Here is an 11,346-nt window from a genome sequence, read left to right as displayed (position 1 = left end):
TTCACGCCCACGCCCTCGCGGCCGATGTTGCCGGTGGCCATGGCCAGGTTGGCGATGCCCATCACCATGGTGGAACCCTGGCTGTGCTCGGTGACGCCCAGGCCGTAGTAGATGGCGCCGTTGCCGGCGCCGGCATACAGCCGCGCCGCGCCGCGCAGGTCGGCCGCGGGCACGCCGGTGGTGGCCTCGGTGGCTTCTGGCGAATGCTCGGGCCGGGCGACGAAGTCCATCCATTCGCCGAAGGACTTGGCATCGCAGCGGTCGGCGATGTAGTCGCGCGCCAGCAGGCCTTCGGTCACGATGACGTGGGCCAGCGCAGTGAGCACCGCCACGTTGGTGCCGGGGCGCAACGGCAGGTGGAAGGCGGCCTGGATGTGCGGCGACTTCACCAGGTCGATGCGGCGGGGGTCGATGACGATGAGCTGCGCGCCTTCACGCAGCCGCTTCTTCAGCCGGGAGGCGAACACCGGGTGGCCATCGGTGGGGTTGGCGCCGATCACCATCACCACGTCGGCATGCTCCACCGATTTGAAGGTCTGCGTACCGGCCGATTCGCCCAGCGTCTGCTTCAGGCCGTAGCCGGTGGGCGAGTGGCACACCCGCGCGCAGGTGTCGACGTTGTTGTTGCCAAAGGCCGCGCGCACCAGCTTTTGCACCAGGTAGGTTTCTTCGTTGGTGCAGCGCGAGGAGGTGATGCCGCCGATCGAGTCGCGCCCATGTTCGGCCTGGATGCGCTTGAACTCGCTGGCGGCGTAGCTGATGGCTTCTTCCCAGCTCACCACCTGCCACGGGTCGGTGATCTTCTTGCGGATCATCGGCGTGGTGATGCGGTCGGCATGGGTGGCATAGCCCCAGGCAAAACGGCCCTTGACGCAGGAGTGCCCTTCGTTGGCGGCGCCGTTCTTCCACGGCACCATGCGCACCACCTCGCTGCCCTTCATTTCAGCCTTGAAGCCGCAGCCCACGCCGCAGTAAGCGCAGGTGGTGGTCACGCTGTGCTCGGGCTGGCCCAACTCGATGACGGTTTTTTCCTGCAGCGTGGCGGTGGGGCAAGCCTGTACGCAGGCGCCGCAGCTCACGCATTCGCTGTCCATGAAGGCTTCGTCCATGCCGGCGGACACGCGCGACTCGAAACCGCGGCCGCTGATGGTGAGCGCGAAGGTGCCCTGCGTTTCTTCGCAGGCCCGCACGCAGCGGTTGCAGACGATGCACTTGGCGGGGTCGTAGGTGAAGTACGGGTTGCTCTCGTCCTTGGCGCTGTTCAGGTGGTGGGCGCCGCCGTACTGGTCGCCCACGCCATAGCGCACCTGGCGCAGGCCGGTCACGCCGGCCATGTCCTGCAGCTCGCAGTTGCCGTTGGCACCGCAGGTCAGGCAGTCCAGCGGGTGGTCGCTGATGTACAGCTCCATCACGCCCTTGCGCAGCTCTTGCAGCTTGGGGCTTTGGGTGCGCACCTTCATGCCGGCTTCGGCCGGCGTGGTGCAGCTGGCCGGGTAACCCTTGCGGCCTTCCACTTCTACCAGGCAAAGCCGGCACGAGCCGAAGGGCTCCAGGCTGTCGGTGGCGCACAGCTTGGGCACCTGCACACCGGCGTCGATGGCCGCGCGCATCAGCGACGTGCCTTGCGGCACCGTCACCTGCTGGCCGTCGATTTCCAGCGTCACCTCTTGGGTGGATTCGCGGCGCGGCGTGCCGTAGTCGATCTCAGGGTGGGCGTCGAGCATGGGGTTCTCCTGCCGGCTCTCAGGCCGCCTCGCGTTGCGGGGTGGAAAGGCCGAAGTCTTCGGGGAAATGGTTGAGGGCCGACATCACCGGGTAAGGCGTCATGCCGCCCATCGCGCACAACGAGCCGTAGAGCATCGTGTCGCACAGGTCTTTCAGCAGCGCCACCTGCTGCGCATGGGCGGCGGGCTGCTGGCGGTGCAGCGTGATGCGGTCGATCACCTCCACCCCGCGTGTGCTGCCGATGCGGCAGGGCGTGCACTTGCCGCAGCTTTCCAGCGCGCAGAACTCCATCGCATAACGGGCCAGCTTGGCCATGTCGGCGCTGTCGTCGTGGGCGACGATGCCGCCATGGCCCACCACCGCGCCCACCGCGGCATACGCCTCGTAGTCCAGCGGCAGGTCCCATTGCGATTCAGGCAGGTAGGCGCCCAGCGGCCCGCCCACCTGCACGGCCTTGATCGGCCGGCCGCTGGCGCTGCCGCCGCCGAAGGTGAACAGCAGCTCACGCAGCGTCAGGCCGAAGGCCTTTTCCACCAGGCCGCCGTGCTTGAGGTTGCCGGCCAGCTGAAAGGGCAGCGTGCCGCGCGAACGGCCCATGCCGTAGTGCTTGTAGAAATCGGCTCCCCTGGCCAGGATGATGGGCACCGTGGCCAGCGTGATCACGTTGTTGATCACGGTGGGTTGACCGAATAAACCTTCGATGGCCGGCAGCGGCGGCTTGGCGCGCACGATGCCGCGCTTGCCTTCCAGGCTTTCCAGCAGCGCGGTTTCTTCACCGCACACATAAGCGCCCGCGGCCTTGCGCACCACCAGCTCGAAGGCGCGGCCCGAGCCCATCACGTCAGAACCCAGGTAGCCGGCCTGGCGCGCGATGCCGATGGCCGATTCCAGCGTGGCGATGGCATGCGGGTATTCGGACCGCACATAGATCCAGCCCTGCGTGGCCCCCACCGCCAGGCCGGCGATGGTCATGCCTTCGATCAGCACGAAGGGGTCACCCTCCATCGTCATGCGGTCGGAGAAGGTGCCCGAATCACCTTCGTCGGCATTGCAGACGATGTGCTTTTGCGGCGCCTTGGTGCCGGCCACCGTCTTCCACTTGATGCCGGCCGGAAAGGCCGCGCCGCCGCGGCCACGCAGGCCGGAGTCCAGCACCTGCTGCACCACCTCGGAAGGCGCCAGTTCCAGCGCGCGGCGCAGGCCGGCATAGCCTTCATGCGCTTCGTAGTCGGCCAGCGACAGCGGATCGACGATGCCCATGCGGGCGAAGGTCAGGCGCTCTTGCTGCTTGAGGAACGGGATCTCTTCGGTGGCGCCCAGCGCCAGCGCATGCGCGCCGCCTTGCAGGAAGCCGGCGTCGAACAGGCCGGGCACGTCGGCCGCGTCCACCGGCCCGTAGGCGATGCGGCCCTGCGGCGTGGCCACTTCCACCAGCGGCTCCAGCCAGAACATGCCGCGCGAGCCATTGCGCACGATGTGGACGGGCAGCCCGCGCTGCGTGGCCTGGGCGGCGATGGCGCGGGCCACGCGGTCGGCGCCCACGGCCAGCGCGGCCGAGTCGCGCGGCACGTAGACGGTGATGGTGTCGGGGGCGCTCATGCCTGGGCCTCCGCCTGTTCGGCGATGTGTTCGGCAATCACGGCGTCGAAGCGTGCCGGGCTCATGCGGGCATGCGGTTCACCATCCACCGTGAGCGCGGGCGACGAGGCGCACAGGCCCAGGCAGTACACCGGCTCCACGCCGAAGCGGCCGTCGGCCGAGCGGGTGCCGTGCGCCTGCCCGTGGCCGCCGCAGCCCAGCGTGAGCTGCACATGGGCCATCAAGGCGTCGGCGCCCATGGCCTGGCACGACTCGGCCCGGCACACCTGCACCACGTGGCGGGGCGGTGCCTCGGTGCGGAAGTGGTGGTAGTAGGTGAGCACCCCGTGCACCTCGGCGCGCGAAAGGTTGAACAGATCCGCTACCACCGGCACGCCTTCGCGCGGCACGTGGCCCAGCGTGTCCTGCACCGCGTGCAAGGCCGGCAGCAGCCCGCCGGGCATGTCCTGGAAAGGCGCCGCGATGCGCCGCACCGCAGCCGCATGGGCCGAAGGCATCGACAACGACACCGGCAGCGCGTCGTTGGCAGGCACCACTGGGGCACCGGGGGCATGAAGGGGGCTGGGCATCGTCACCTCGCAGATGGCGCACTCTAGGAGGCGGGCGGGGGGACGGCAATAGGGCGGGGGTGGCCTGGGCTTTAGGCTGTGGATGACCTAAAGGAAAACCCGAAATGCCGAAGGCTGCGGTATGCCGAAGTGCCTGAGAATCACGTCCAAGAGCTGCGACGTCGACACGCCAGCAAACGTCCCCTCAGCACACGCCAAGCGATGGCATCAAGACCGCATGATGAAACGGCGTTTGAAGACTCAACCAGCCACGACGGCGCCAGCCGTGCCAGAAGAACAGCTTTATGTACAAGTGCGCCACGTGCTGGCGCACGCGCGCGGCCTTGCTCACCGCAGCGTCAATCAAGCCATGGTGCAGGCGTATTGGCAGGTCGGCCGGCTCATCGTCGAGCACGAACAGGCGGGCCAAGCCCGCGCGGCTTATGGTGCGCGCCAACTCGAGGCGCTGGGTCAACGCCTGACGCAGGAGTTCGGCCGTGGCTTCTCCGCGGCCAACCTGCGGAATTTCCGGCAGTTCTTCCAGACCTATGGGTGGACGGAGATTTGCGACATGCCGTGTCGCGAATTGAGCTGGTCGCATCTGCGCCGCCTGATGCGGGTGGCCGATCCCCAGGCCCGGGCATGGTACGCCGCCGAGGCCGTTTCACAAACTTGGAGCTTTGCCGCCCTCGACCGCCAGATCAGCACCCTGCACTACGAACGGCTGTTGTCCAGCCAGGACAAGGCAGCGCTGCAGGCCGAGGCAGCTGCCCTTGTGCAGCGCGATACGCCGCCCGACCCGCGCGACTTCATCCGAGACCCTTACGTGCTGGACTTTCTGGGCGCACGGCCCGGCGCGGCGCTCTATGAGCAGGATATGGAGAAGGGCCTGCTGGACAACCTGCAGAGGTTTCTGCTGGAGCTGGGCAAAGGCTTTGCATTCGTGGCGCGGCAAAAGCACCTGCGCATCGAAGATGAAGATGCTTTCGTGGATCTCGTCTTCTACAACTACATCCTCAAGTGCTTCGTGCTGGTGGAGCTGAAGGTGGGCAAGCTCAGCCATCAGGACGTGGGCCAGCTCGACATGTACGTGCGCGTGTTCGACGAGCGCGAACGCCAGCCCGGCGACAACCCCACCATCGGGCTGATCCTGTGCAGCGAACGCAACGCCGCAGTCGCGCGGTACTCACGCCTGGCCGACGGCGACCAGTTGTTTGCCAGCCGGTACCAAGCCTATTTGCCGACGGAAGCCGAGCTGCAGGCGGAGCTGGCGCGTGAGCGGGCGTTGTTGGGGGACGAGCGATCGCGGGACCGTTAAGCCCCCCCGCCCACCAACCAACCCCGCCACAATCAGCGCAACCCCACCCTGTCACACCCGTTGCCCACCCCACCCCCCACCCCCGACAACTTCCCGGCCGGCGACAGCGGCATGGCGGCGGAGTTCCGTGCGTTCGACTGGTCGACGCACGTGCTCGGGCCGATGGCGGGCTGGCCCGTGGTGTTGCGGGTGGCGGTCAACATGATGCTGGCTTCCAGCTTTCCGCAGTGCATGGCCTGGGGGCCGCAGCGCACGCTGCTCTACAACGACGCCTACCGGCCGATGCTGGGCCACAAGCCCGCCCCGCTGGGCAAGCCCATCGACGAGGTGTGGGCCGAGGTGTGGCCCGACATCCGGCCGCTGCTGGAACGCGCTTACGCGGGTGAAGCCACCTTCGTGGAAGACCTGCCGCTGGTGGTCGAGCGCCATGGCCGGCCCGAGCAGGCCTGGTTCACCTTCTGCTACAGCCCGGTGCGCGACGAGCGCGGCCAGGTGCTGGGCATGCTGGACACCGCGCTGGAGACCACCGGCAAGATGCTGGCCGAGCAGCGGCTGACCGAAGCCGCCGCCTCGCTGGAGCGCCAGGTGGCCGAGCGCACCGCCGACCGCAACCGGCTGTGGCAGCTCAGCTCCGACCTGATGCTGGTGGCCCGGCTGGACGGCACCGTGCTGGCCGTGAACCCCGCGTGGACGCAGCTGCTGGGCTGGACCGAAGACGACACCCTGGGCACCGACGTGATGGGCCTGGTGCACCTGGAAGACCGCCAGGCCAGCCAGCACCAGCTGCAGCAGCTGGCCGAAGGCCATTCGCTGCACCGCTTCGACAACCGCATGCGCCACCGCGACGGCAGCTACCGCTGGATCTCGTGGACGGCCACGCCGGGCGATGGCGTGATGAGCGCGGTCGGCCGCGACGTGACGGCCGAGCGCGAGCAGGCCGATGCGCTGCGCCGCACCGAGGAGATGCTGCGCCACAGCCAGAAGATGGAAGCCGTCGGCCAGCTGACCGGCGGGCTGGCGCACGACTTCAACAACCTGCTGCAAGGCATCAGCGGCAGCCTGCAGCTGATCGAAAAACTGATCGAGCGTGGCCGCCATGCCGACCTGGGCCGCTACCTCACCAGCGCCCGCGGTGCCACGCGGCGAGCGGCCACGCTCACGCACCGGCTGCTGGCCTTCTCACGCCGCCAGACGCTGGCGCCGCGCCCCACCGACCTCAACGAGCTGGTGGCCGGCATGGCCGAGCTGATCCACCGCTCGCTGGGGCCGGGCATCGAATGGCGCCATGCGCCCGCGCCGGGGCTGTGGCCCACGCGGGTGGACGTGGACCAGCTGGAAAGCGCGCTGCTGAACCTGTGCATCAATGCCCGCGACGCGATGCCGGACGGCGGCGTGCTGCAACTGGCGCTGGCCAACGAGCACTTGGCACAAGACGACACGGCGCTGGATCTGCCGGCGGGCGACTATGTGGCGCTGAGCGTCAGCGACACCGGCATCGGCATGCCTGCCGAAGTGGTGGCGCGGGCCTTCGATCCCTTCTTCACCACCAAGCCCATCGGCCGCGGCACCGGGCTGGGCCTGTCGATGGTGTATGGCTTTGCCCGCCAGTCGGGCGGGCAGGTGCAGATCGATTCAGTGCCGGGCCAGGGCACCACGGTGCGGCTGCTGCTGCCCCGCAGCACCGAGGCTGCCCGGCCGGCAGCGGCCGCGCCCATGGCCCTGCCGCAGGCGCAGCCCGAGCCGACCCTCAGCGGCCAGGTGCTGCTGGTGGAAGACAACGCCGAGGTGCGCCTGCTGGTGGCCGATGCGCTGCACGACCTGGGCCTGAGCCTGACGACCGCGGAAGACGGCCCCGGCGCCCTGGCACTGCTGCAGTCGGCCCAGCCTTTCGACCTGCTGATCAGCGACGTCGGCCTGCCGGGCGGACTCAACGGCCGCCAGGTGGCCGACGCCGCCCTGGCCCTGCGGCCACAGCTGCGGGTGCTGTTCATCACCGGCTATGCCGACAACGCGGTGCTTGGCGCCGCCGACCTGGCGGCCGGCATGGACGTGCTGGTCAAGCCCTTCACGCTCGAGGCGCTGGTGGCGCGGGTGAAGGGCCTGCTGAGCAGCCAGCTTAATCAGCGTTGAGGATCGCCACCGACTTGGTCACCAGGTAAGGCTCCAGCGCCTCGGGGCCGCCTTCGGAGCCGTAGCCCGAGTCCTTGACGCCGCCGAAGGGCATTTCGGGCCAGGGGGCGGCGGGCTGGTTGACCCACAGCATGCCCACTTCCAGGTCTTGCGACAGCTTGTGCGCGTTGACCAGCGAGCGGGTGAAGGCATAGCTCGCCAGACCGAAGGGCAGGCGGTTGGCTTCGGCGATGGCTTCTTCCATCGTGTCGAAGCCACGCACCGCAGCCACCGGGCCGAAGGGTTCGTTGTTGAACACGTCGGCGTCCAGCGGCACGTCGGCCAGCACGGTGGGCGCGAAGAAGTTGCCTTCGCTGCCCACGCGCTCACCGCCGGTGACGATGCGGGCGCCCTTCTGGCGCGCGTCTTCCATCACCTTGGCCATGGCGCTGATGCGGCGGGCATTGGCCAGCGGGCCCAGCGTGGTGCCGTCGGCCAGGCCGTCGCCCACTTTCAGGCCCTGCACGCGCGAGGCAAAGCCGTCGATGAAGCGTTCCTTGACGCGGTTGTGCACCAGGAAGCGGGTGGGCGAGATGCACACCTGGCCCGCGTTGCGGAACTTGGCGCCGGCCAGGGCCTTGACGGCCAGGTCGATGTCGGCGTCTTCAGCCACGATCACCGGGGCGTGGCCGCCCAGTTCCATCGTCACGCGCTTCATGTGCTGGCCGGCGAGCGCCGCCAGTTCCTTGCCCACCGGCGTGGAGCCGGTGAAGGTGACCTTGCGGATGGCCGGGTGGGCGATCAGGTAGCTGGAGATCTCGGCCGGGTTGCCGAACACCAGGCCCACCACACCAGCGGGCAGGCCGGCATCGACGAAGGCCTGCAGCAGCGCGGCCGGCGAAGCCGGGGTTTCTTCCGGTGCCTTGACCAGGAACGAGCAGCCGGTGGCCAGCGCGGCCGACAGCTTGCGCACCACCTGGTTGATCGGGAAGTTCCAGGGCGTGAAGGCGGCCACCGGGCCCACCGCTTCCTTCAGCACCATTTGCCGAACGGCCAGGTTGCGGGCCGGCACGATGCGGCCATAGGTGCGGCGGCCTTCGTCGGCGAACCATTCAATGATGTCGGCGGCCGACATCACTTCCACCTTGGCTTCGGCCAGCGGCTTGCCTTGCTCCATCGTCATCAACGGGGCAATGGCGTCGGCCCGCTCGCGCACCAGGCCGGCGGCCTTGCGCATGATGGCGGCACGCTCATGCGCGGGCGTGTTGCGCCAGGCCTGGAAGCCGCGCTGCGTGGCGGCCAGGGCCTTGTCGAGGTCGGCACGGCTGGCGTGGGCCACGCGGCCGATGGGCTTGCCGGTGGCGGGGTTCAGCACATCCAGGGTGCGGCCGTCGGCGGCATCAACCCATTCGTTGTCGATCAGCAGCCGGGTGTCTCGGTAGGCATTCGTCGTCATGCGCGCTCCTCACTGAACAGATGTTGAGCCGGAAAGTGTCGCACCGTCGGCACAACGCTTGCCGCAGCAAGGTTTCGACAACCTGGAGCAGACGATGTCACAACGCAACCTGCCGGTGCAGCAACCGCCCACCGATGAACACACCACCAACGACTGGATGGCCGAGCGCATCAACAACACCGGCACCGGCCAGGACCCGGCGCCCACGGGCACGCCGCTGCCAACCCACCAAAAGGGATCGGCCCAGCGCGGCCAGGCCGAAGAGTCCAAGCGCGGCTCCCACAACTAGACACCCGGGCCACGCCCAGGCCCACTGAATCGAACCGGTGCCGCCAGGCAGATGGCCGCGTGCTCTGCTGGATCAGAGGCAGCTTGGCCAGCTGCTGCTGCGCCAGCCGCTTGCGCGGATGGATGAGCGACGGGCTGCACACCGGCAGCAGTGACTCGGGCATCAGGTACTTCATCGTGGCGACCGACCACAGACCATCGCCCGCGGAGATGGACGCGTCCAGCCCGCTGTCAGCCAGCGGATGGCCGGCAGGATGGTCTGCTTGCGGTCGCGGCGTTCACTCGCGGGCGTCTGCTGCGGGGGCCGCGTGCGGCAAGTGCGCCAGAAACGCGTCCAGCGCCGCCAGGCCGGCCGCGTAGTCGCCGACGATGGCGACATCGCCGTAGCCGCTCCAGACCAATGACGGGCACAGCCGCGGACGGCCGCTGGCCAGCAGCTTGAAGACGAGGGGGATGTCGTAACGCCATTCCGACAGGCCCACCAGCTTGCCGCCTTCGGCGTCTGGCTGGCCCGGTATGACATCGCTGGCGTAGAGATAGCTTCGATTGGCCACGGTGGTTGCTCCGATGTGGGGGACACCGGCCCGTGCACCCGAACGTCATGGGCACCTGGCAGGAAGAGAGGCGCCCATCTTGCCTGCAGCGGCAGCGCACGCACCACAACGCCAGGCCTCCATGCCGGGCCGCACCTTCACTCACCCGGCGCAGCCGCCGCACCGCCCAGCAGTTGCGGGCTCCACACCACATAGCGGTCGCGGGTGCGCTTGGCCAGGTACAGCGCGTCGTCAGCATGGCGGATCAGGGCGTCGGGGCGGTCATGGTGGGGTTGCTGCACCGCCACGCCGATGCTGACGGTGACGCCGTGGCCATCGGGCGAGCCGGCATGTGGCAGCCCCAGCGCCCGCACCGCGGCCTGCGCCTGGGCGGCAGCGCTCTCGGCCGTCAGGGGGGCGCCGGGGTGGATCAAGGCCAGGAATTCTTCACCGCCGAAGCGGGCCACGGTGCCGTGGGCGCCCAGCGCCTGGGTCAGCGTCTCGGCCACGGCCTTGAGGCAGCGGTCGCCTTCCAGGTGCCCGTAGGTGTCGTTGTAGCGCTTGAAGTGGTCGATGTCGCACAGCATCACCGCCAGCGGGCAGCGGTCGGCACAGGCGGCGGCCCAGTGCTCGTCGATCACCCGCTGCAGTGCGCGCCGGTTCAGCACGCCGGTCAGCGGGTCACGCTCGGCCTGTTCCTGCAGGCGGAGGTTGGCGGCGCGCAGTTCGTCGAGCTGCCGGCGGATGGTGGCCTGCGCCTGCGCCAGCTCCGACATGTCGCGCAGCACACCGGTCAGGAACAGCTCGCCATTGTGATGGGTGCAGGCCATGCTCAAGGACATCGGGATCTCGCGGCCGTCCCTGGTCAGGCCGATCACGTCGACGTAGCCCTCGGTCCTGCGCACCTGGCCGCCGGACTGCATGTAAGCCTCCACACCGTGCCGGTGCGCCGCGCGGTAGCGCTCGGGCATCAGCTGCGACAGCTCCATGCCCAGCAGTTCGGCCTCGGTATAGCCGAACAGGCTGAAGGTGGCCTGGTTGGCGGCGACGATGCGGTTGCTGCGCGAGACGGTGACTACCGCGTCCACCAGGTGGTCGAAGATGAAGCCCAGCAGCAGCTGGCGTTCAAGGGGGGGCAGCGGCATGGTCGGCGCAGTCGGTGCGGGCGGGGTACAAGTCCGCCGGATGCACGACTGCCGGAGCCGACCGGCCCGACGACCAAGGCCGTGGGCAAATGCAAAAACGGTGGCGCCGCTGTGAGGCGGGGATCGCGCGATTGTCTCGTCAACACGCGCCGATCCGGCGCCCGCCACCGGCCTGGCACCGGTGCGTGGCCAGGCAAATGCTGACCTTGCCTGTCGTCAGGAAGCCGAGCTGCCGCCCTGGTTCTGGCCCTGCGTCACCGCGCCGCCGCAGCCCATGGCCCATTCGCGCAGCTCTTCGGCCAGCACGGTGTGCTTGTCGCGGTCGGCCAGCTCAATCAGGCGCGTGGCGTTGGCCTCGGTGACCTTCTCGCGGCCCACGCCCTTGACCAGTTCCTGGTAGATGGCTTCGACGTTGTCGTTGTCGGTCTGGCTCATGGGTTCTCCTTGTCTGAGCGTTACAGATGCCCGCAGGGCGGCAACTGCCGTGCCTCGTCAGCGCGTCTCTTCCGCCCGCCCCGGCGCCACCCCCGCCCACCACTGGCGCAGCGTGGCCACCATCACCTGGCGGGCGTCGGCGTCGCCGTTGAAGAGGGCGCTGAAGTACGAGGCCACCTGCTTGGCCGGG

General features: G+C 68.8%; 10 protein-coding genes. 3 read left to right on the top strand and 7 right to left on the bottom strand.

Features of this window, described 5'->3' with window-relative positions; all coding sequences use genetic code 11:
• From ABNT58_RS03315 to ABNT58_RS03305, 3 genes are all read right to left on the bottom strand, one after another.
• On the bottom strand, positions 1-1,724 hold a 1,724-nt coding region (locus tag ABNT58_RS03315; RefSeq protein ID WP_348752090.1), incomplete at its 3' end, for a molybdopterin-dependent oxidoreductase.
• 19 nt (positions 1,725-1,743) lie between these two features.
• The gene (locus ABNT58_RS03310) at positions 1,744-3,324 is read right to left on the bottom strand and encodes an NADH-ubiquinone oxidoreductase-F iron-sulfur binding region domain-containing protein (RefSeq protein ID WP_348752089.1); all 1,581 of its coding nucleotides are present in this window, start codon (positions 3,322-3,324) and stop codon (positions 1,744-1,746) included.
• Positions 3,321-3,821: a formate dehydrogenase subunit gamma gene (locus ABNT58_RS03305; RefSeq protein WP_348752091.1), complete on the bottom strand. Its 501-nt coding sequence runs from the start codon at positions 3,819-3,821 to the stop codon at positions 3,321-3,323. The genes ABNT58_RS03310 and ABNT58_RS03305 overlap by 4 nt, the downstream gene beginning before the upstream one ends.
• A 292-nt stretch (positions 3,822-4,113) precedes the next feature.
• Here ABNT58_RS03305 and ABNT58_RS03300 point away from each other — a divergent pair, with 292 nt between their 5' ends.
• Together ABNT58_RS03300 and ABNT58_RS03295 are read left to right on the top strand one after the other, a co-directional pair.
• Entirely contained in the window at positions 4,114-5,190 is a 1,077-nt protein-coding gene (locus ABNT58_RS03300) for a PDDEXK nuclease domain-containing protein (RefSeq protein WP_348752088.1), read from the top strand.
• Positions 5,191-5,250: 60 nt separating this feature from the next.
• Positions 5,251-7,320 (top strand): ATP-binding protein, encoded by a 2,070-nt coding sequence (locus ABNT58_RS03295; protein ID WP_348752087.1) that lies wholly within the window; start codon positions 5,251-5,253, stop codon positions 7,318-7,320.
• On the opposite strand, the gene ABNT58_RS03290 is transcribed toward ABNT58_RS03295, so the two are convergent.
• Positions 7,307-8,755: an NAD-dependent succinate-semialdehyde dehydrogenase gene (locus ABNT58_RS03290; protein WP_348752086.1), complete on the bottom strand. Its 1,449-nt coding sequence runs from the start codon at positions 8,753-8,755 to the stop codon at positions 7,307-7,309. The genes ABNT58_RS03295 and ABNT58_RS03290 overlap by 14 nt on opposite strands.
• A 94-nt stretch (positions 8,756-8,849) precedes the next feature.
• Between ABNT58_RS03290 and ABNT58_RS03285 the strand changes: the two genes are divergently transcribed.
• Positions 8,850-9,044: a hypothetical protein gene (locus ABNT58_RS03285; protein ID WP_348752085.1), complete on the top strand. Its 195-nt coding sequence runs from the start codon at positions 8,850-8,852 to the stop codon at positions 9,042-9,044.
• Between the two features lie 277 nt (positions 9,045-9,321).
• Here the strand turns inward: ABNT58_RS03285 and ABNT58_RS03280 are convergent, their stop codons facing one another.
• The 3 genes from ABNT58_RS03280 to ABNT58_RS03270 all read right to left on the bottom strand — a co-directional run bounded on the left by ABNT58_RS03280 (position 9,322) and on the right by ABNT58_RS03270 (position 11,156).
• A complete protein-coding gene (locus ABNT58_RS03280) occupies positions 9,322-9,597 on the bottom strand; it encodes a hypothetical protein (protein WP_348752084.1) in 276 nt (91 codons plus the stop codon).
• A 137-nt stretch (positions 9,598-9,734) separates the two neighbouring features.
• Positions 9,735-10,721, bottom strand: coding sequence for a sensor domain-containing diguanylate cyclase (locus tag ABNT58_RS03275; protein WP_348752083.1), 987 nt, complete (start codon positions 10,719-10,721; stop codon positions 9,735-9,737).
• A 216-nt stretch (positions 10,722-10,937) separates the two neighbouring features.
• Positions 10,938-11,156 (bottom strand): hypothetical protein, encoded by a 219-nt coding sequence (locus ABNT58_RS03270; RefSeq protein ID WP_348752082.1) that lies wholly within the window; start codon positions 11,154-11,156, stop codon positions 10,938-10,940.
• Positions 11,157-11,346 lie beyond the last annotated feature (190 nt).

The sequence above is a fragment of the uncultured Aquincola sp. genome (assembly GCF_964001545.1).
GTDB lineage: Bacteria > Pseudomonadota > Gammaproteobacteria > Burkholderiales > Burkholderiaceae_C > Aquincola.
The sequence above is the reverse complement of the archived record's forward strand: the minus strand, read 5'-3'. Positions and strand labels throughout refer to the sequence as shown.